This is a genomic window from Acidaminococcus sp. (assembly GCF_050873445.1).
Classification (GTDB): Bacteria; Bacillota; Negativicutes; order Acidaminococcales; family Acidaminococcaceae; genus Acidaminococcus.
The window spans coordinates 22,028-42,630 of the sequence record NZ_JBNMIU010000001.1 but is presented as its reverse complement, the minus strand read 5'-3'; the positions used below and the strand labels follow the sequence as shown (position 1 = coordinate 42,630).

General features: G+C 55.8%; 19 protein-coding genes and 1 tRNA gene. 7 read left to right on the top strand and 13 right to left on the bottom strand.

The features are described from left to right. Window positions 1–14 precede the first annotated feature (14 nt). Together ACR0QW_RS00195 and ACR0QW_RS00190 are read left to right on the top strand one after the other, a co-directional pair. A complete protein-coding gene (locus tag ACR0QW_RS00195) occupies window positions 15–1,238 on the top strand; it encodes a tRNA(Met) cytidine acetate ligase (RefSeq protein WP_432641708.1) in 1,224 nt (407 codons plus the stop codon). 72 nt (window positions 1,239–1,310) lie between these two features. Then, complete coding sequence (locus ACR0QW_RS00190; RefSeq protein WP_432641707.1) at window positions 1,311–1,679, top strand: VOC family protein; 369 nt, start codon at window positions 1,311–1,313, stop codon at window positions 1,677–1,679. Between the two features lie 83 nt (window positions 1,680–1,762). Here the strand turns inward: ACR0QW_RS00190 and ACR0QW_RS00185 are convergent, their stop codons facing one another. From ACR0QW_RS00185 to rsmD, 3 genes are read right to left on the bottom strand one after another with little or no spacing between them, the layout of a single operon-like run. Beyond that, window positions 1,763–2,323: a hypothetical protein gene (locus ACR0QW_RS00185; protein WP_432641706.1), complete on the bottom strand. Its 561-nt coding sequence runs from the start codon at window positions 2,321–2,323 to the stop codon at window positions 1,763–1,765. Window positions 2,324–2,355: 32 nt separating this feature from the next. Beyond that, on the bottom strand, window positions 2,356–2,844 hold the full coding sequence (gene coaD, locus ACR0QW_RS00180) for a pantetheine-phosphate adenylyltransferase (protein ID WP_432641705.1): 489 nt from the start codon (window positions 2,842–2,844) through the stop codon (window positions 2,356–2,358). A gap of 53 nt (window positions 2,845–2,897) precedes the next feature. Then, on the bottom strand, window positions 2,898–3,452 hold the full coding sequence (gene rsmD / locus ACR0QW_RS00175; protein WP_432641704.1) for a 16S rRNA (guanine(966)-N(2))-methyltransferase RsmD: 555 nt from the start codon (window positions 3,450–3,452) through the stop codon (window positions 2,898–2,900). Between the two features lie 63 nt (window positions 3,453–3,515). Between rsmD and ACR0QW_RS00170 the strand changes: the two genes are divergently transcribed. The 3 genes from ACR0QW_RS00170 to ACR0QW_RS00160 all read left to right on the top strand — a co-directional run bounded on the left by ACR0QW_RS00170 (window position 3,516) and on the right by ACR0QW_RS00160 (window position 6,068). Beyond that, window positions 3,516–5,168 carry a DUF4127 family protein gene (locus ACR0QW_RS00170; protein WP_432641703.1) on the top strand — a complete coding sequence of 551 codons (1,653 nt, stop codon included), beginning with the start codon at window positions 3,516–3,518 and terminating at the stop codon, window positions 5,166–5,168. 23 nt (window positions 5,169–5,191) lie between these two features. Beyond that, window positions 5,192–5,268: transfer RNA gene (locus tag ACR0QW_RS00165), tRNA-Pro, on the top strand. A 242-nt stretch (window positions 5,269–5,510) separates the two neighbouring features. Further along, the gene (locus ACR0QW_RS00160) at window positions 5,511–6,068 is read left to right on the top strand and encodes a hypothetical protein (protein WP_432641702.1); all 558 of its coding nucleotides are present in this window, start codon (window positions 5,511–5,513) and stop codon (window positions 6,066–6,068) included. Between the two features lie 218 nt (window positions 6,069–6,286). Here ACR0QW_RS00160 and ACR0QW_RS00155 read toward each other — a convergent pair whose 3' ends face one another. Then, window positions 6,287–7,669 carry a cation:dicarboxylate symporter family transporter gene (locus ACR0QW_RS00155; RefSeq protein WP_432641701.1) on the bottom strand — a complete coding sequence of 461 codons (1,383 nt, stop codon included), beginning with the start codon at window positions 7,667–7,669 and terminating at the stop codon, window positions 6,287–6,289. A 122-nt stretch (window positions 7,670–7,791) separates the two neighbouring features. After that, the gene (locus ACR0QW_RS00150; protein WP_432641700.1) at window positions 7,792–8,220 is read right to left on the bottom strand and encodes a HutP family protein; all 429 of its coding nucleotides are present in this window, start codon (window positions 8,218–8,220) and stop codon (window positions 7,792–7,794) included. 115 nt (window positions 8,221–8,335) lie between these two features. Here ACR0QW_RS00150 and ACR0QW_RS00145 point away from each other — a divergent pair, with 115 nt between their 5' ends. Next, the gene (locus tag ACR0QW_RS00145) at window positions 8,336–8,566 is read left to right on the top strand and encodes a hypothetical protein (protein WP_432641699.1); all 231 of its coding nucleotides are present in this window, start codon (window positions 8,336–8,338) and stop codon (window positions 8,564–8,566) included. An 89-nt stretch (window positions 8,567–8,655) separates the two neighbouring features. On the opposite strand, the gene ACR0QW_RS00140 is transcribed toward ACR0QW_RS00145, so the two are convergent. The 7 genes from ACR0QW_RS00140 to cdaA all read right to left on the bottom strand — a co-directional run bounded on the left by ACR0QW_RS00140 (window position 8,656) and on the right by cdaA (window position 17,682). Next, window positions 8,656–11,514: an autotransporter outer membrane beta-barrel domain-containing protein gene (locus ACR0QW_RS00140; protein ID WP_432641698.1), complete on the bottom strand. Its 2,859-nt coding sequence runs from the start codon at window positions 11,512–11,514 to the stop codon at window positions 8,656–8,658. 363 nt (window positions 11,515–11,877) lie between these two features. Next, window positions 11,878–13,077: an NADP-dependent isocitrate dehydrogenase gene (locus tag ACR0QW_RS00135; RefSeq protein ID WP_432641697.1), complete on the bottom strand. Its 1,200-nt coding sequence runs from the start codon at window positions 13,075–13,077 to the stop codon at window positions 11,878–11,880. Between the two features lie 214 nt (window positions 13,078–13,291). Continuing rightward, window positions 13,292–14,221: a manganese-dependent inorganic pyrophosphatase gene (locus ACR0QW_RS00130; RefSeq protein ID WP_432641696.1), complete on the bottom strand. Its 930-nt coding sequence runs from the start codon at window positions 14,219–14,221 to the stop codon at window positions 13,292–13,294. A gap of 37 nt (window positions 14,222–14,258) precedes the next feature. Further along, window positions 14,259–15,866, bottom strand: coding sequence for an NAD(P)/FAD-dependent oxidoreductase (locus ACR0QW_RS00125; protein WP_432641695.1), 1,608 nt, complete (start codon window positions 15,864–15,866; stop codon window positions 14,259–14,261). Beyond that, window positions 15,841–16,377 carry a CdaR family protein gene (locus ACR0QW_RS00120; protein ID WP_432641694.1) on the bottom strand — a complete coding sequence of 179 codons (537 nt, stop codon included), beginning with the start codon at window positions 16,375–16,377 and terminating at the stop codon, window positions 15,841–15,843. The genes ACR0QW_RS00125 and ACR0QW_RS00120 overlap by 26 nt, the downstream gene beginning before the upstream one ends. Before the next feature lie 32 nt (window positions 16,378–16,409). Further along, entirely contained in the window at window positions 16,410–16,826 is a 417-nt protein-coding gene (locus ACR0QW_RS00115; RefSeq protein ID WP_432641693.1) for a CdaR family protein, read from the bottom strand. Continuing rightward, window positions 16,813–17,682 carry a diadenylate cyclase CdaA gene (cdaA, locus tag ACR0QW_RS00110; RefSeq protein ID WP_432641692.1) on the bottom strand — a complete coding sequence of 290 codons (870 nt, stop codon included), beginning with the start codon at window positions 17,680–17,682 and terminating at the stop codon, window positions 16,813–16,815. Before cdaA ends, ACR0QW_RS00115 begins: the two co-directional genes overlap by 14 nt. 130 nt (window positions 17,683–17,812) lie before the next feature. Between cdaA and ACR0QW_RS00105 the strand changes: the two genes are divergently transcribed. Further along, complete coding sequence (locus tag ACR0QW_RS00105) at window positions 17,813–19,069, top strand: M20 metallopeptidase family protein (RefSeq protein ID WP_432641691.1); 1,257 nt, start codon at window positions 17,813–17,815, stop codon at window positions 19,067–19,069. A gap of 87 nt (window positions 19,070–19,156) precedes the next feature. Here ACR0QW_RS00105 and ACR0QW_RS00100 read toward each other — a convergent pair whose 3' ends face one another. Beyond that, window positions 19,157–20,596 carry a TrkH family potassium uptake protein gene (locus ACR0QW_RS00100; RefSeq protein ID WP_432641690.1) on the bottom strand — a complete coding sequence of 480 codons (1,440 nt, stop codon included), beginning with the start codon at window positions 20,594–20,596 and terminating at the stop codon, window positions 19,157–19,159. Window positions 20,597–20,603: the final 7 nt, after the last annotated feature.

The window sequence follows — 20,603 nt, the reverse complement described above, 5'->3', positions numbered from 1 at the left end:
TTAAGGAGCGTTCCATGGATTTCAGTTCTGTTGTGGGCATCGTAGCCGAATATAACCCCTTCCACCAGGGACATCGTCATCAGCTGGACCGGGTGCGGCAGGCCCTGGGTCCCGTACCGGTGATAGCCGTCATGAGCGGCAGCCTGACCCAGCGGGGCGAGCTGCCCCTGTGGGACAAGTGGCAGCGGGCCGCCCTTGCCCTTGCAGGCGGCGTAGACCTGGTGCTGGAGCTGCCGGTCATCTGCAGCCAGCAGAGCGCCCAGGGGTTCGCCCGGGGCGGAGTGGCGCTGCTCGCTGCCACCGGAGTAGTCACCCGTGTGAGCTTCGGCTGTGAAACAAAGGACACGGACCTGCTGCTGCAGCTGGCCCGGGAGCGATTCACCCCGGAAGCCTGGCAGCAGGTCCTGAAAAAAGGTTTTTCCTACGCCAGAGCCGCCGAAGCGCTGGCTGCCGGACGGAATCCGGCCTACCGGGCGCTGTTTTCCGGTTCCAATAACCTGCTGGCCCTGGAATACCTAAAGGCGCTGGCACGCTTCCCTGGCATCCTTCCCCTCCCTGTTCACCGGACCGGTACCGCCTATGGAGATGCATCTCTGGAACCGGGTCGGCTGCCCAGCGCTACGGCCCTGCGCCGGGAAATCCTGGAACATGGGCTCACAGAAAGCGCCTGCCGGGCGCTGCCAGAAGCAGAACTTCCCCTGTGCCGACAGTACCTGCGGCAGAAAACTCCCGGCTACGATACCGGCCGCCTGGATGCCCTTCTCAGCTGGACTCTGGAAACCAGTTCTCCGGAAGCCCTTGCTGCCCGGATCCAGGTTTCAGAAGGACTGGAGGACCGGATCTGGAAAAACCGGCGGGCGGGCAGCTTCCAGGGCATCGTGGAGGCCTGCAGTACAAAGCGGTACCCCGTCTCCCGACTCCGACGTCTGCTGTGGCAGTGGCTGCTTTCTTCGGAGAAAGTACCCTTCAGCACGGCAGCCAGGGAACAACCCCAGTATCTGCGTGTATTGGGGTTCAGCGAAACCGGCCGGAAGCTGCTTCGGACCATGAAGCAGCGTGCTGCCTTACCAATGCTCACCAGCATCCGGAAAGACACCCTGCAAAAGGCCCCCAACGAGGCTTTCCGTCAGCAGCTCACCCTGGACCTGAGAGCCCAGGATCTGTACGATCTGCTGACAACCGGGCGGATGGAAGGGAGGGATTACAGGGAAAAGCCAAGAATCCGGGTATCTGGCTAAGTACCTTCTGGATGTTTTTTCAAAAACAGGTTATCATTACACTATCCAATTACCCATAAGGAGGGTTTCACCATGAAATTCCATTTTGACCACAACAATTTCAACGTGCTGGACCTGCAAAAAAGCCTGCAGTTCTACAAGGACGCCCTGGGCTTCACGGCTGTAAGGAAATTCGAAGGCCCCGGCTTCACCCTGGCCTACCTGTCCGACGGCGGCATCACCCCTCATCTGCTGGAGCTGACCTGGCTCCACGACCGGAAAGAGCCCTACAATCTGGGGGAAAATGAATTCCATCTGGCTGTCAGAGCAGACGATTTCGAAGCCGCCCATGCCAAGCACAAGGAAATGGGCTGCATCTGCTACGAAAATCCCGATATGGGCATCTACTTCATCAGCGATCCTGACGGCTACTGGATCGAAGTCCTTCCGAAAAACAAATAAGGTTCTATCGTACGAAAAAAGGATGCGGAAACCGCATCCTTTTTCATCACTGTCTGCTGTCCACTGCTCAAGGACCGCTTGTTTTATTTCTTCTCTTCCTCGTTACTCCCGGCGTTCAGCTGATGATCCGCATCATAGGAGGATTTCAGCGCATTGCTGTTGTCCTTTACGGCACTCAGGGTCTTGGTCAGGTTTTCTTCCAGGTAGTTGAATACATCCATAGCATACTGCATGGATTCACTGTGCAGTTTTTCCGCATAGGCATCGGCAGCGGCCCGCATATCCCGGTCGTATTGCTGGGTAGTGGCAATGATGCCGTTGGCCTTTTCTTCCGCAGCCTTCACCACTTCTTCCTGGCGTACCAGGCGATCGGCTTCAGCCTTGGCCAGATCCACGATCCGGCCGCCCTCGGCATGGGCCTGTTCCACGATGTGGTCGGCTTCTGACCGGGATTTATCGATGATGTTCTTCTGTTCTTCCAAGAGGTCATGGGCCCGTTTCACTTCCAGGGGCACGGCGGCTCTCAGTTTGTCCATCACCATGGTGATTTCGTTTTCATCGATCATCACTTTGTTGACAAAAGGCACTCTCCAGCCATCTGACAGGATGCTTTCCATTTCGTCCAAGATCTTATCTAATTCCATGACCATCGTTCCTTCCTTTTTGTATTCCGTCACTACTTGCGAGCTTTCGCTTTTGCCATCACCGCATCCCGGATACAATCCGGCACGAATCCGGTAATATCGCCGCCAAAATAGACCATTTCCCGCACTCCGGAGGAGCTCAGGTAAGAATATTTGGCGTTGGTCATGATGAACACCGTTTCCAGCTGTTCATCGATTTCCTTCATCAGCAGGGCCCGCTGGAATTCATATTCGAAATCCGTAAACGCACGCAGCCCGCGCACGATGAACTTGGCCCCTTCCTGCTCGCAGAATTCATTGAGCAACCCGGAAAAAGAGGTTACCCGCACATTAGGGATATGGGCCGTGGCTTTCCGGATCATGGCGACCCTCTCCTCCATGGAGAACATGGCCTTGTCTTTGGCCGGATTGACGAACACACTCACAATCAGTTCATCGAACATCTTGCTGGCCCGTTCAAAAATATCCAGATGTCCCATGGTAACCGGGTCGAAGCTACCCGGACATACAGCTTTGCGCACGTTGAACCTCCAAGAGAAGCAGATTTACTATGTATCATTATAACAAAAACAAATCAGCTTTTCCACACTATTAGAGAGATTTTCGTATCCCCGTACTTTTCAGAGCGGATTTCCAGTTCTTTTGGCACATATTCCCGGGGATCCTCCAGCAGGGAATGTTCCAGTACCAGAAGGCCGCCCGGCTTCAGCACCGGCCATTTTTCCAGGGCCTCCACCACCTTCCGGTTCAGCCCCCTGTCGTAGGGCGGATCCGAAAAGATCACGTCAAACCGGAGCTTCTGCTGGACCATCATGGCAAGGCCGTTCACCGCGTCCGTGTGGATCATGGTCACATCTTCTGCTGCCCGTGCTTTTTCCACATTGGCCTTTACCAGCTTCAGGCTCTCCCGGCTCTTGTCAAAATAAAACACCTTCTCTGCACCCCGGCTCCAGGCCTCCAGTCCCAGATTGCCCGTGCCCGCAAAGGCGTCCAGTACCATACTGCCCGGAATGCGTCTCTGGATGATATTGAACAGGGCTTCCTTCACCCGGTCCGCCGTGGGCCGCACCAGATAATTTTTCGGTGTCACCAGTTTCAGTCCTCTGGCTTTTCCCGTGATGATTCGCATACACAAAACCTCTTCCGTAGTTTATAATAAGATATTATACCATAAAAGAAAGGAGCCCCCGCCGTGAAAAAGAGTCCTCTCGCCGCCCTTGCTGCGGTCTGCATGGCTGCAGGTGTATTGTACCATACTCTGGCCCCCAGAGGGGCTGTTTTTTCACCCGCCTCCGTGCCCACCGCCGAAAACTGGGCCCTGCTGCCCCTGGACAACCGTCCTCCCTGCCGGGATTTCACTGCAGAACTGGGCGAACTGGGGGGCATCCATTTCACCGCACCCCCCGACGAGATCATGGACTGGTACGACGTGCCCGCCAAAGTGCCCCAGGTCAAAATCTGGCTGGAACAGCAGCTGCCCCGCCAGAACGGAGCGCTCCTTTCTACGGACCTGCTGTTGTTCGGCGGACTGCTCCATTCCCGGATGGAACCGGTGACGGACCAGAAAGCCGGAGATTTCTTCACCTACCTGGAAAATCTGAAGGAGCTGTATCCGGATAAGCAGTACTACCTGTATTCCGTGATTCCCCGTTTCCTGATCAGCAGCAATGTGCTTCCTGACCGGTGGTACCAGTGGCAGCTCATGACCTGGACCATCAACATGGACAAGAAAATCCGGGGGCTGCCCTACGACCACGACCTGTACGAAGAGATGAAGGCCACCATCCCCATGGATCTGAAGTGGAAGTACATCACCCTGTACCGCAGCAACGACCGGTTCAACCAGGAGCTGATCCAGTTCGTCACAGAGCAGAACCTGACAGACCTGGTGATCGGTCAGGACGATGCCCATCCCTACGGCCTGCCCAACTACAACAGGCTGAACGCCGCCGCATACCCCAAGGCTTACGACCTGCACCCGCCCATCTACACCTCCCAGGGAGCCGATGAGCTGGGGGCCCTGGCCGCCGCCCGGATCTACAGCCGGCGCACCGGGTATAAACCGAAGATCAAGGTATTGTACGGCAGCGACGAAATGAAGGACTACACCCTGCATTTCGTGCCGCTCACGCTGGAGCAGATTGCCAAAGAAAAGATCGGCCTGGCCGGCGGAGAGGAAACGGATTCCCTGGAAGGAGCGGATTTCATCCTGTTCATCCACTGCGGCAGCGAAAAGCAGGAGGATTACATAGGCATCGCCCGGCGCATCAAGGATCTGATGGAAAAGAAACCGGTAGCCCTGGTGGACCTTTCCTCACGGTTCGCCGCCGGTGACTGCATCCTGCCCCATCTGATGGCAAACGGTACCCCCATTCCCCAGCTGCTCAGCTATTCAGGATGGAACACGGCCAGCAATGCCATCGGCACAGCCGTGGCCCAGGGGGCCATCGTCAGCGGCCAGGCCGCCCGACTGCCAAAAGAGCAGCTGCCGGCGCTGTACAGTGCCAATTTCAAGTTCAATTATGCCCGGTTCCTGGACGACTGGGCCTACCAGAAACTGGTGCGTCCTCATATGGCAGAACTGGAAGGAATCAACGGGGTGGATCCGGAAAAAGGCGGTGCCTACCCGGTGGCGGCTACCTGTTACCTGTCCCGGGAACTGGGAGTCTACCAGCAGGCGTTCATCTGGTATTGCCGGCAGTTCCCCTACTACCAGGATGACAAGGACGCTTACTATCTGCGGGATGCCCAGTTCGTGGTGAACCTGCCCTGGGAGCGGCCCTTCGAAATCCGGCTGAAGATTTTGCCGGAATTTGGAAGGGAAAGCTTGACAAAAGGGCAATAAACCGCTATAATTACATACGTTGTCGGGGCGTAGCGCAGTTTGGTAGCGCGCTTGGTTCGGGACTAAGAGGCCGCAGGTTCGAATCCTGTCGCCCCGACCAACTTTAAAAGGATGAGGGACTGTCTGAGGACAGTCCCCTTTTTGTTATGCATATTAGTGCCAAAACACTGCGAACGCAACGCCGCCAAATATCACTGGCATTTGGCTTCCTGGGCAGGTCAATCACGGTGGTTGACCCCTACGGCACTGGATTTACCCTGTATCCCCCTCTCCCATGGTATAATGGTGATACTGAGGGGAAAGGTGTATTGTAGAGTTACGTGAAATTGAAAGGAGCGAACCATGATGAGGAAGCTGAAAAAAATCATCCCTCTGGTGCTGGGGGGACTGCTGGCTGCTGCGGGAACTTGTTTGGCCCATATACCACTGGAAGAGTTTGCAATCGGGGGTATCACGTTATATTCAAAGCCTGATCAAATCAAGGCCATTTACGGAACTCCAACGCAGGAAACGAAACAACAGATCACTATTTATAAATATACCTTACCTGGTCTGTATATGATATACGGCAACTCCTTTAAAATGGTGATGACAGATCCCTATAGAAATGGTGATTATTTTATGTACACCATTGAAACAACGGCCAATAATGGTCTTGGAACTCCCGCTGGCTTGATGGTGGGTGATTCTTTTGAAAAGGCACTTGCCTTATATGGGATGCCGAACGCCACATGGAGTGGCAAGAAAGACTATAGATACCATGTCACGCAACAGGATCTGAATGAAGTGAGAAAAGGTAATAAATGGGCTATTTATAATAGTGGGCACGCCAGCAGTCTTATTATAAAAGTTAAAAAAGGAAAAATCATTTCATTAAAATTGATAAACACCGCAGAATAAGGGAATACAGAATAACGGGGACTGGCTGTTGACAGTCCCCCTATTTGTAGTGTCAATAAACATCAGCCCACGGCTGGTCTTGCCTGCGGCGAGCCCCTACGGATACTGAGTTCGTTGTTCGATGGAAATCGATTGTCTGTGTTCAATGCGACTCGCCCCTATGACAAAAGGACCCGTCCCAGCAGGGGACGGGTCCTTTCCTTCGGCCCGTGGTTTCTTTACATTTCTTCCTTATATTTCTCCATATCCAGATTCCCCAGCTGGCGGTCCACCATCAGGGCGTTGGTCACGCTGCCGGCCACATTGATCATGGTCCGCATCATGTCGATCAGCGGATCGATGGCCAGGATGGGCCCGATCAGGCTGAAGGCGGAAGCCATGCCCACGCCGGACAGGCTGACGGAGGCACTCATGGTAGCGGTGCCGGGAATGCCGGCGATGCCCAGGGAACCGATGGTCACTACGATGATGCTCATGATGATCATGGACGCATCAAGGGGCGTACCGGTCAGATGGCACACATAGACGATCAGCATGGCCGGGAACACCCCGGCGCAGCCCTGCATACCGGCAGTCGTACCGAATCCGGCCACAAAATTGGCGGTCCCGGAATCCACGCCCAGTCTTTTGGTCAGGGTTTCCACGGTGACGGGCAGGCATCCGGCACTGGACCGGGAGGTAAAGGCCAGGATCAGCAGCGCCACGCTTTTTTTCAGGTAGTGCACCGGGGACAGGCCATGGAAGGACAGGGCAGCCAACTGGATCAGGAACTGTACGGCCAGAGCCACATACAGCGCCACGATGAAGGTTCCCACATCCAGGATGCTGGCCAGGCCCTTCTGAGCGATGGTATTGGCCAAAAGGGCCACTACAGCCCAGGGCATATAATCCAGGATCAGGTCGGTCATGTTCATCATGGCCTTGTGGGACCCGTCAATCAAATTATGGAGAAAGGTTTCCTGTTCTTTGGCATCTTCCTTCATCCACCAGATGGCCCGCCCCAGGAAGGCAGCGAAGATCACCATGCCGATGATGTTGTTCTTCACCATGGATTGCACCAGATTGCCGGGGATCAGAGCCCGCAGGGTGGAAGCCACGCTCATGACGGTCTTGGCTTTGGCGGTAGCAGTTCCGCTGGCTGCCATGCCGCCCACGTTGAACAGTGCGCCGAAGGCCAGTCCAATGGCAGCGGAAACGGCGGTCATGAACAGAGTCACCACCAGGGTCCGCTTGACTAGCCGGCTCATGGCTTTCCCTTTTTCCAGATTGATTACCACATGGGCAATGGACACGATGACCAGAGGGATGACGATCATCTTGATCAGGTCGATGTAACCGCCCCCGAACATCTGCAGCCAGTTGGTTGTCTCTTTGATAAACACCGTCTTGGCGGGATCAGCGGGAAATCCGGCCACAGCCTGCATGGCAAGGCCCAACAGGGCACCGGCCACCATGCCGATGATCACCACCAGGGAGAAACTCTTGTGCTGCTTGTGGTAGAGCACATGGATGCCGTAGAAGATCACGGCCAGCACTGCCAGGAACAGTACGGTCCGCCAGTCGCTGATCATCAGGAACGAAGTAAAAAATTGACTTTGCATAAATAATTCCAGACTCCTTTACAGAAAAGTGTATGGGATTTATTATACACTTTTTGGGCAAGAATTCCCAGTGCAGTGCAGGAATTTTTAGCCATCCGCTGTAAGGGCAGCGTATCGATTTTTCAATCGATTCCGGCCAGGCTGCGGTGGGCCATGCCCACACCCAGTTCGTTCAGATTCAATACGCCCACGCTCATGTATACGGCCACACACAAGTGCTCGCCGTGACGAGCGATGCCGATCTTACCGCCCACGTTAAACCCGATGGCCTTGGCCATCATCTGTTCCAGGGCCTCATGGGCTGCCCCTGCGACGGTACCGGCACCTACATGGGTGTCGGTTACGATATTCTGCCGTTCCGAGGCCACGACGGCCCGTTCCACGATTTTCTTGATGCTGGGCAGGAATTCACCTCCGAAATCCACAGCAGCGGCCTTGAAGCCCTCCTGTCTCAGGTGTTCCTTCAGTCTGTCCTCTTCTTCCCGGGTAGCCGTCAGTGCCATGCGCAGGGCGGCCCTTCCTACATCGATACTGGCAATGGGTTTGTTCATATATCCTTCCATCCTTTCTACTTTGCTGAACCTATGGTATCATTATACCAGAAGATGGCCCATCTGACAGTACCGACGGCAAAACCGGTCCTGCGGGCAGAGAAAGGAGAAAACCATGTCAGTCATCATGGCAGAAGAATTGAAAGCTGGAGTGATCCTGGGCGACCGGGAAAACGACCAGTATCTGTATATGCCGGGCAGTGAAATCGGCAGCGACGATCCCATGTGCATTTTCGAAGAAGCCGGCAGCAAAACGGACCTGCATCTGAAGGAGGCTGTGGAACTGGCCAAGCGCCTGACCCTGAAGCCCACAGTGCATCCGGTATTCGGAAAACGGGCATACTGAAGCCAGCTTGCGCTGGCAAAAATACAGGAGCTTCGAAATTTCTTTCACAGCTCCTTTTTTCTGCCCGATATTTTCTTTTTCCTGATTTTTTACAGATGGATCTGCAGATCCACGCTTCCTCCGATACCCCGGTGCTTGCCCATGTATCCGTGCACTCCGGTCTGGATGGTCCAGTTATCCTTGTTCCATACCATGCCCGTTTCCAGTCTTGCACTGCTGCCCTGGATGCTGGCACTGCGGATGGACCGTCCATCGGCGGTACCGGTGGCTTCTCCGTCGAATTCATATTCGTAGGCCGCCCCGGCGTACCAGGCGTTCTGTCCGCTCTTCCGCTGCCAACGGGCACCTAGCCGCACCAGGCTGCTGTTCACGCTGTCCAGATGGTACTGGCCGCCGGCCTCGAAATCATCCCCGTTCACATGGGTGTAGAAGTACCGGCCATACCATTCCAGGCTGTCCCGGCTGCTGAGCGATACGGTCCGTCCGGCGCCCACGTGGAAGGCCGTGTAGCGGCTGTCCGTATCGTAATCGTACCCGTTGCCGGCCCCGTCTACCAGCACGTGGCGGGCCTTGTTGTCCACCCGGCCGGTACGGAACGACCCTTCCACGAACACATCGCTGGGCGTGGTGAACCGTCCGAACAGCCCGGCACCCCGGTACCGCAGATCCCCATGGCCGTACAGGCCATTGTCGTAGGTCCGGTAGTTCCCGTCCCCGTAATCATAGAACAGGCCCGTTTCCCCTACACCTTTGCGGCCAAAATCCTTCTTCCAGCCGAACCCGGCATGGCCGTTCCAGCCGTTGGTGCGCAGGGAACTGCCTGTTTCGTACCGGTTTTCCCCGGCCAGGACAGAAGCAAAGGTGAAGGGACCGTTTTCCCTGTCTTTCAGGGTCATCATATCCCCGATCACCAGATCGCTGCCTCCCATGACAGCCGCCAGCCCGGCGTTCTGCCCGATGACCGTCATATGGGTCTGGGGCTGGGTACGCACGGTCTTGTCGTGGAGATCGATGACGCACTGCACATTGCCGTCTTCCAGATAGGCCTGGCCCTGGCCTTCCAGGGTGGTGCCCACCGTGTAGGGAATGTTCTTCCCGCTCAGGTTCCCTTCCGTCAGGCTGATAGCCTGTCCCCGGGTATCCAGCAGGGTCATGGAATTTTTCCCATCCCTGAGGCCATCCAGTCCCGTAAAGGAAATGGATCCCGTATGGATGGTGGAATCCTTAAAGTCATAAGTCACACCCTGCTCCAGGGAAAGCGGTGTGGTGCCCCAGGTCACCTGGCCGAAATCCACATTCCCCACCTGCACATTCCCGGTGGAAAAGACGATGTTACCGCCCTTCGTCCCGGCTTGGCCCACAAAGGTCCCCTGCAGGGATGCACTGGCAGAATTCCCCAGGGTATACCCGAAGGTGAGGCCCCTGCCGTTATTGCCGTCTTCCAGTTTCACGTTTTCCCCAGTTCCCTCGTCTTCGCCCCGGTTACCATCGTTCTTCTGTATCAGCACGGTCTCGCTGTTGGGTCTGGCCGGATGCTCATCCGTAAAGGACAGATGGCTTACATCCACGGTGGTGGCTGTCAGATCCGAAGCATTGGTAATAGTCAGCATGGGCTTTCCCCAATTGCCCTGCCACAGTTCGATCTTATCGAAAGCCCCGACGGACTTCACCTGATTCTCACCAGCCCCATCCCAGGCCGCCGCTTTGGAACCGTCATAGCCGATGCGCAGGGTGTTGCCGGAGCCTTCTGCTACCTTATGCAAATTTCTATCAACGGCACCATAGAGTCTGGCATCGCGCAGATCCACATTCCCGGTCACATTGATGACATTGTTGCTGCCCCTGCCGCTCATGGACATGGCTCCGATGACCATACTGTCATTAAAAAGGTCATCATCATCCCATCTGCCTTCCTCGAAGCCCTGTCTCTCCAGAGTTTCCCGAGTCTGTCCATAATTTACCACAGCATTGCCGCTCAGCGTCACCGTATTCCCATTGGCTTCTCCATCCACAAGAGCCCCCAGCAGGATCCCGGCCTGGCTGTCCTTCAGCGTCACGGTATTGCCGCTGGTTGCAGTGCTATTTTTTACAGAGTTCCAATAAACAGGGGTCCCGAACAGCAGGGCACTGCCTCCTGTAACATTAAGGGTATTACCAGATACTTTGGAAGGGCTTTGGTTCTGGTAAATATACACGGTCTCAGCTTCCCGGGCGTAGCTTTTGTGGAGAGTAACGTTATTCTCCGTGGCCGTAATTGGTGTAACTGATTCATCGCTGTTGAAACCCAAAAAGAATTCACCGCAGATAGTTCCCTTTACTGTGGAACCATCCAGGATAATCTGATTGCCGGTAAAATTTCCCTGTTTTAACTGCCCGGAGATATTATCCTGCATCAGACTGCCATCCACCGTGCTGCCAGTCAGAGAGAGTACGTTATTCGCAGAAGTAAGAGTGCAGAGTGGGCTATAGCTACTGTCGATATAACTCCCATTCACTGAGCCTGTGACGTGGGAATCCTGAAAGCGGATATGATTGCCAGTGCGGGTCAAATCCCCCTTGTGATTACTGCCCCCCTGATAGCTTCCACAATAGTCACCATCCACCTTGGTACCTGTAATAGCGGCCCGGTTGTTGGCAATGGTGTTCTGGCTCTGGTCAGAGATCTGATCATCGACATAATAAAGGTCCATCTCCCTGACGTTCCCCACTATACTGTCAGTGATAATCAGATTGTTTTTCTCAGCTCTTACAGACGAAGTAGCACACCCTTTATAAATCCCGTTCACACTGATCATATCATCCGTTTCCGTTATGGTGGCATTCTTAATCGTCAACGTATTGCCATTCATCTGGATGTCACTGCCCGTTACAGGTGAACCATAAGGAACCTGAACGCCCACAACCGGGCCGAATTTGCCCTGCTCTATGGTTTTCGTGTTCCCGCTCAAGGATGCGTCATCTGCAAACGCCAGTCCCCCCCCCGGTAAACACAGTGCTCAATCCCAGCCCCAGCAGCACCGCCCGGGTCAGCATTTTCTTACTTCTACTAGCTTTCTTGGTATGCTCCATCATATCCCTCCCATACAATTGAACTCCTGCCGGACTGGGCAGCCAGGCCAGGATTTGTTGTGACCGAAACGATATTTATATGATAATTATATGAATTATTGTATGAATTGTCAAAGAAAAATGTAAAAAATGTTTTTTCACACACTGTTCCTGGACGACAGGAATCCGTTGAGGACAAGAAAAAATACAGGAGGTGTGAAAAAGCATCTATTCACATCCCCTGTATTTCCCGTATGGTATTTTTACATTCTCTTCGCAATCGCCTGCATGAACTCTTCGCTGTTCACTTTCTTCTTGTCAGGCAGGTCGCTGACGCCCAGCAGGTCGCCGGTCATGACGCCGTCTTCGATGGTCTGGATGGTGGCTTTTTCCAGCCGGTCCGCAAATCCCATAAGGGCCGGGATATCATCCAGCTGGCCCCGTTTGCACAAGGCGCCGGTCCAGGCGAAAATGGTGGCCACCGGGTTGGTGGAAGTCTTTTCACCCTTCAGATACCGATAGTAATGGCGCTGTACGGTGCCGTGCGCAGCTTCGTATTCGTAGCAGCCGTCCGGGCTCACCAGTACGGAGGTCATCATGGCCAGGCTGCCGAAGGCGGTGGCCATCATGTCGCTCATCACATCCCCGTCATAGTTCTTGCAGGCCCAGATCATACCGCCTTTGGAGCGGACCACACGGGCCACCACATCATCGATCAGGGTGTAGAAGTATTCGATGCCGACGGCTTCGAATTTTTCCTTGTATTCGGTGTCATAGATTTCCTGGAAAATGTCCTTGAACCGGTGGTCATAAATCTTGGAAACCGTATCCTTGGTGGCGAACCACAGGTCTTCTTTTTGTTCCAGGGCGTAGTTGAAGCAGGAATGGGCGAAGTTCCTGATGGACTCATCGGTGTTGTACACCCCCTGCAGGATGCCGGCACCCGTAAAGTCCATCACAGTCTTGCGGGTTTCGTTGCCCTGATCATCCGTAAAGAGCAGTTCGGCCTTGCCGGCGCCAGGTACCCGGATTTCGGTGTTCTTGTAAATATCACCATAGGCATGGCGGGCAATGGTGATGGGTTTCTCCCAGGTGGGGATCAGAGGATGGATACCCTTTACCATAATGGGCTTCCGGAACACGGTGCCGTCCAGGATGGCACGGATGGTGCCATTGGGGCTGGGCCACATCTTCTTCAGGTTGTATTCTTTCACACGGGCCGCATTGGCGGTAATGGTGGCGCATTTCACGGCCACACCGTATTTTTTGGTAGCCAGTGCGGAATCCACGGTCACCTGGTCATCCGTGTCATCCCGGTGTTTCATGCCCAGGTCATAGTATTCGGTCTTCAGGTCCACATAGGGAAGGATCAGGATGTCCTTGATCATCTTCCACAGGACACGGGTCATTTCATCCCCGTCCATTTCTACCAGCGGGGTTTTCATCTGGATTTTATCAGCCATGGTACAGTCTCCTCTCGCAAACAGATCTTTTCCCACAGGGCCAGCGCCAGCAAAGCAGCCCTTTTTCAATAAATCCATCATAGCACAGAGAAAACAGAAAGAAAAATCGTAAAAAATCGAGGACAGCAATCAATTTTTGTTATATCAAAAGAGGGAGTGAAAAAATATTTTTTCACTCCCCCGTCACTGGTTACCAGTTACCAGTCACTGCTCATTATCCTTTGAACGCATCCGTCAGCGGCGGCACGATCTGTTTCTTCCGGCTCAGGACTTTGGGCAGATGGTAATGGCCATCGGCTTCGGCTTTGCCAAAGGCTTTGTCCAGAATGTCCTTGTTCTTGCCTGCCCACAGCAGTTCGGTCACTTCGTCCATGATGTCGGTGACCATCAGCAGGGTAGTATCGGCTTCGCCCTTATCTACCATGGCCTGCAGGGATTTCTGCAGTTCCGGCCATTTGGCTTTGGCTTTTTCGCCGTCCATGACGTTCACCTGGGCCACAGTCACTTTGCCCTGGGAGAAGTCGAATTCCTTCATATCCCCGTGGGTGATTTCGTCAGCGGTCATGGAGTTGATGGCGCTGCCGGCCTGGAGCATATCCAGGGCATACCCCTGGGGATCAGTGATGCCGGCGATTTTGGCCAGAGCACCGGCGGCTTCCTTATCCTTTTCCGTGGTGGTCGGAGATTTGAAGTACAGGGTGTCGGAGCTGATGGCGGAGAACAGCAGACCGGCGATTTCTTTGGGCAGGTCCACCTTGTTTTCCACAGCTATATTGTACAGGATGGTGGCAGTGCACCCTACCGGCTGCATGCATACAAACAGCGGGTTGGCCGTAACGATGCCGCCCAGCCGATGGTGGTCGACGATTTCCAGCAGGTTGGCTTTGTCCAGGCCGTCCACAGCCTGGGCCATTTCATTGTGGTCCACCAGGATGATGTCCTGGCCTTCGTCCACCTTTTCCACCAGCTGCGGAGCGGAAACTTTCCAGTAATCCAGCACGAACTGGGTTTCCGGATTTACTTTGCCGGCCCGGCAGGCAGTGACTTTGGCGCCCAGCTGGGTCTTGATATAGGCATAGCTCAGTGCAGAACAGATGGAGTCAGTATCCGGGTTCTTGTGCCCGGTGATGATGATGTTTTCCATGAAAGGCATCTCCTTCGATTTTACTTGAACTGATTTATTATACCACAGGTTGCGCAAACCGCGCCATCAGCCGATGGCTCTGGTGGTATCCGTCCATGGCGGCACTCATGATGCCGCCAGCGTACCCGGCCCCTTCGCCGGTGGGGTACAGACCCGGACAATTCACGCTCTGTCCGTCCTCTCCCCGGTTGATGCGCACCGGCGCCGACGTACGGGTCTCCACCCCGATCATCAGCCCCTTCTGGCCGAAGCCGGGCAGCCGGTGGTCGAACACCCGCAGCCCATGCTCCAGGCTGTCGGCCACGAACCCTGGCAGCACCTTCCGCAGATCCGCTGCCACCAGCCCCGGCCGGTAGCTGGGTCTGAAATCCACCTGCAAGTCCGGTGCAGTATGTTCCAGGAAGCTGCGGCTGGTCTGGGCCGGAGCCCGGTAATCCCGGCTGACGCTCCAGGCCAGGTGTTCATACTTCCGCTGGAACTCCATGCCTCCCAACGGCCCTTCCGGGAAATCTGACGGATCCACACTGACTACCAGAGCGCTGTTGGCCAGGCCCGTATCCCGCTTGAAAGGACTCATGCCATTCACCACCAGGCCTTCGGGTTCGGAGGCAGAGGCCACTACCTGGCCCCCGGGGCACATACAGAAGGAATACACGGCCCGGCCGGTTTCCTTGTCGTGGTAGATCAGGGCATAATCCGCCGCTCCCAGTTTGGGATGATTGGCGAAGGGCCCATACTGGGCTCTGTTGATCAAAGCCTGGGGATGTTCGATCCGCACCCCGACGGCAAAGGCCTTGGCTTCCAGGTGTACGGCCCGCTGCAGCAGGGTTTTGTACGTATCCCGGGCGCTGTGTCCGCAGGCCAGGATCACCGCATTGGTATCCAGCCATCCATCACCGTTCAGCTGCACCGCCGTCAGCCCCTTCTGGGAATCGACGCGGAAGTCCGTTACCTGGGTTTCGTACCGGATTTCGCCGCCAGCCTGTTTGATCTGGCTGATGAGCCCGGTGACCATGAGCCGCAGTTTGTCCGTGCCCACATGGGGTTTCTGTTCCGTCAGGATCTCTTTGGGCGCCCCGGCGTCCACGAATGCCCGGAGGATGTGCCCCATGATGGGGTCGTTGACCCGGGTGGTCAGTTTTCCGTCAGAGAAAGTCCCGGCGCCCCCGGCCCCGAACTGCACATTGCTCACCGGATCCAGTCTGCCGGTCTTCCAGAAATTCTCCACATCCTTCACCCGATGCTGCAGGTCCCTGCCCCTTTCCACCACCAGAGGCGCATACCCGCTGCGGGCCAGTTCCAAGGCGGCCACAAGGCCTGCCGGCCCCAGGCCGATGACCACGGGGCGCCCGCTGATAGGTGCAGAGCCCGTCACCACAGGCGGTACCGGTTTTTCTTCCCACAGGCTCACCTGAGGATCCCGCAGCAGTTTTCTGGCAAGGCCCGCCGGACCCTCCAGCCACACCTTCACATGGTACACGAAACAGATGTTGTGCTTCCGCCGGGCGTCCACGGCCTTGCGCAGCACCTGCACCCGTTTTAGCAGACGGGCGGGCAGCTGGTACTTTTTGGCCACGATCTGTTCCAGGCTGTGATGGCTGTCCAGCCCCACCCGGATATTATTGATTCTGAGCTGTATTGTCATTTTGATTCTCCTGCTGGTCGGTGGAACCGCTGCCCTTCTGCAGGGTGATCTCCACCAGGACGCTGTGCTGATCGGCCAGCACCTGGTCCGGGATCTGCAGCGGCATCTTCAGTTCCACATCACTGGTAACGTTGTTCAATACGATGGGCGCCGTCAGGATTTCCTTGATACCGCCCAGCACCTTGGGCTCGGCGGTAAGGCGCACGCTGGTGGGAGTGATCTTCACGCCCTTCAGGCTCACTCCATCGGGCAGTTTTCCGCTCAGGTTGGCTTTCACCGGGAAGTCGTTGGTCCCCAGCTGACGCACGATGGTCACCACGGCCTTGATCTTGGCAGGCACCACCTTCACATCGTACATTTCCCGTCCGGCTTTATCCACAGCCACGGCAGTGGCATCGGCGGTGAAGTTCTGATCATGGTGGCTGATATCCACCATCACCATCACCTTGTCCACCTGGGAAATCCGGCCGCTGGCCCCCCGAATGGTCACCTGGGTGGGTGACAGATCCATCTGGCTGACGGTAACGCCGCTGTTGGGGACCCCTACGATCCGATCCGGGGTTCCACACCCATGGTCTTTTCCGCCACTGTATCGGTTTCCAGCTGGATCAGGCTGGGTGCAATCTCCGTCACCTCACCCAGGCGTGCCACAGCCTGCACATTATAGGAATTCCGGCCCTTGGGAGCGTCCGTAAAGTCGATGAAAGCCTTCACGTCCCCATCCCCCAGCTGGGCAATCTGGGAGCGGGTACCGCTGACCCTCACGCTTACCGTATCGGGCAGGTCTTTCACCACCATATCATCGGCCAGGTTCTGGGCCACCAGAGGCACCTGGTAGACCTTCGTGGTGATGGGGTTCTGTTCGTTCATGACATACACCCACAGGATGCAGGCGCAGACCACGGACATGATCCGTACGAACCAGGAATTGCGGCTGGGAGCCCCGTTATTTTTCAGCATGGTCCTGGCCCCCTTTCGTATTGCTGCCAGCAGGCTTCTGGCCTCTGAGTCTGGCCAGGAAAGCATCTTTCCAGTTCAGCGCAGGCTGCTTCATCACCGGCCGCAGCAGATCCTTTACGTCCTGGTGGGTCAGATAGCGCTGCAGGGCACCGCCCCTGGCCAGGGAAATGGTACCGGTCTCTTCACTGATCACCAGGATCAGTGCGTCGGTCTGTTCCGAAAGGCCGATGGCCGCCCGGTGCCGGGTCCCCAGTTCCTGGCTCAGGTTCCGGGCTTCGGTCAGCGGCAGCAGACAGCTGGCTGCCGCGACACGGTCACCCCGGATGATCACAGCCCCATCGTGGAGGGGCGTGTTGGGAATGAAGATGTTTTCGAACAGGGCCGTACTGATCAGCCCGTCAATGGGAATGCCGGTTTCGATGTAGTCATCCAGGCCGGTTTCCCGCTCGAACACCATCAGGGCTCCCACCTTGTTCCGGCTCAGGTCGTCGGCGGTGGTGGCCACGGCTTCCAGCATGTTTTCCACCTGCAGTTCGTTGAGCACGGTGCTGCGGCGGAACAGTTTGCCCCGGCCGATCTGTTCCAGGGCCCGGCGCAGTTCGGGCTGGAACACTACGGGCAGAGCGAACATGACGATGGTCATGAATTTTTCCAGCAGCCAGTTGATCACGTACAAGTTCAGCCATTTGCTGACCAGCATGACCACCAGCAGCATCAGCAACCCTTTTACCAGGGATGCAGCCCGGGTATTTTTCAGCATCTGATAAATTTTATTCAGGAAAAACGCCACCACCAGGATGTCGATCACATCCAGGAAGGTGATGGTGTGGATCAAGCCAAAGATATGTCCTCCCATATGAATAAGGTACCTCCTGTTTTTTGACTCCTATCATTATATGCTATTTTCCCGGAGGGATGCAATCATCCGGGGAAAACCGTGGTATACTTAAAACCGACAAATCTGTGAAAAGAAAGGAACCTGCCCTATGGATATACTCTCTCTGGCCCGCGCCGAAGCACCGGAAACCGTGCACCTGCGCCGCCATTTCCACCAGCAGCCCGAACTGAGCTGCAAAGAAGTGAAGACCATCGCCTTTCTGGAAGATTATCTGAAAGGCCTGGAGATCCCCACCATTACCGTCCCCGACGGAGGCCTGCTGGGGATCATCGACAGCGGAAAACCCGGCAAGACCCTGCTCATGCGGGCGGACGTGGATGCTCTGCCCATCCAGGAAAATGTGAGGAACCTGAAAGAGGCCAAACTGTGCGTGTCGCAGGTACCCGGGGTGTCCCACGCCTGCGGTCACGACGGCCACATGGCCATGCTGCTCACTGCCGCCCGGATTCTGGCGGCTCACAAAGAAGCCTTCACAGGCAAAGTGGTGCTGTGCTTTGAACGGGGCGAAGAAGAAAGCGGAGACATCCAGAACCTTCTGCCCTACATTGTGAAGGAATCGGGCCTGCAGATCGATGGCTGCTACGCCACCCATGTGCGGTGGGATATGCCTGCCGGCACCGTTTCCATCACTCCGGGAGCGGTCATGGGCGGCGGCTGCTCGTTCGTAGTGAAACTGGAGGGCACCTTCGGCCACGGGGCCCGGCCCGACCTGGCAAACAACCCCATGGACTGCTTCTGTGATCTGTACCAGCAGCTGAATGCTTTCCGCATGCGGAAAGTGGATCCCTTCGAGTGCCTGACCTTTTCCCTGGGCTTCGTGCACAGCGGCGAAAAATACAACGTGATTCCCGACAGCCTGGAATTCGGAGGTACAGCCCGGTTCTTCAGCTATGAAAAAGCCGGAGAGCCATTCGTCCGGTTCCTGAAGGAAGCCTTGGATCACACCGCGGCCCTGTACCACTGCAAAGCCACCATCGAACACATGCCCGAAGCCCTGTTCGAGGCCCGGAACAATACTGCCTGTGCCGAGCTGGGGCGGAGAGCCGTTGTGAAAGCCCTGGGACCGGATGCCCTGCAGGATCCCCAGCCCTGGATGGCCTCGGAATCCTTCGCTCTGTTCCTGCAGGAATACCCGGGAGTCCTGGCTTTTACGGGAATCGCCAATCCGGAACTGGGCAGCGGAGCCAACCACCACACTCCGGAATTCGATATGGACGAACGGGGACTTACCTACGGAGCCGCCATGGGTGCAGCCTATGCCCTGGCCTTCCTGAATACGAACTTCGACCCGAAGTTCACCCCCAATCCAGAGCCAGTGGAACAGCTGGCGAAAAGGAATGTATAAAAAAAGTTCACCCGCTGATGCTGGCAAAAAATGCAGGAACTGCGAAAGGATCCTTCGCAGTTCCTGCATTTTTTATTCCATTGCTGCCTAATTTTTTCTCCACGTCTTCGGATAGAACAGGATCAGCATGGGCAGCAGTTCCAGCCGGCCAGCCAGCATATCGAAAGTCAGGATCAGCTTGGCCGGGCTGCTGTAGGCACTGAAGTTCCGGGCAGGCCCTACATCGGCCATTCCCGGCCCGATGTTGTTCAGTGTGGCCGCCACGGCCGAAAAGTTCGTCTCGAAGCTGAAGTCATCCAGGCTGATGGCCAGCACCGACAGAGCAAAGATCAGAAAATAAGTAATCATAAAGATGAAAACAGAATTCAGCATCTGCCGGTCCACCAGTTTGCCGTCCATCCGTACCCGCTGCACCCCATGGGGATGGAGCAGCTGCTCCAGTTCCAGCTTCACAGATTTGCATACCAGGATCACCCGGCTGACTTTGACCCCGCCGCCGGTACTGCCGGCGCAGGCCCCGATGATCATGAGCATAATCAGGATGGCCTTGGAAAAGCTGGGCCACTGGTCAAAATCCACGGTACCGTACCCGGTGGTGGTGATGATGCTGCCCACCTGGAAGAACGCTGCCCGGAAGGTCTGCTCCCAGGTGGCGAACTGGCCGTGGATCTGGAGAGCGATAGCCGTCCCGGCCGTCAGGATGATGCCGATATATACCCGTACCTCTTCCATATGGAAGGCATCTCTTACCCTCTTCAGCAGGAACAGGTAATAGAACGAGAAATTCACCCCGAAGGCAATCATAAATACGGTGATAATCCACTGCTGCACCGGGGTATAGCTGGCGCAGCTGTCGTTCAAGACGCCAAAGCCCCCTGTCCCTGCTGTGCCGAAGGTAATGCACAGGTTGTGGAACCAGTTCATGCCGGTGCAGGCCAGCAGGGCGATCTGCACCAGGGTCATGCCCAGGTAAATTTTGTACAGCACAATAGCCGTATTCCGCACCCGGGGTACGAATTTGGATACATCCGGTCCGGGGCTCTCGGCCCGCATCAGGTTCATCTGGGTACCGCCGTTGGCAGGGATCAGCATCAGGATGAACACCAAAACCCCCATGCCCCCGATCCAGTGGGAGAAACTCCGCCAGAACAGGCTGGTATGGGACATGGCCTCCACATTGTTCAGAATGGAAGACCCGGTCGTCGTGAATCCGGACACGATTTCAAACAGGGCATCCACATAACTGGGGATTTCCCCGGTAAGTACGAAAGGCAAAGCTCCGTACAGAGAGAGAAGCACCCAGGAAAGCCCCACAGCTACGAACCCTTCCCGCTGGTAGATGGCCTCATTGGACAGCTTCCGACGAAAGGCCAGGAGCCCTCCCGCAATGGCCAGGACGGCCAGGGCAAAGTACACCATCCCCTGGTCTTCCCCGTAAATCAGGGAAATGATACAGGGCAGGAGCAGCAGCACGCCTTCTGTACACAGGAGCCAGGAAAGTACCCGTGCAATGACAGGATAATTCATGGATAAG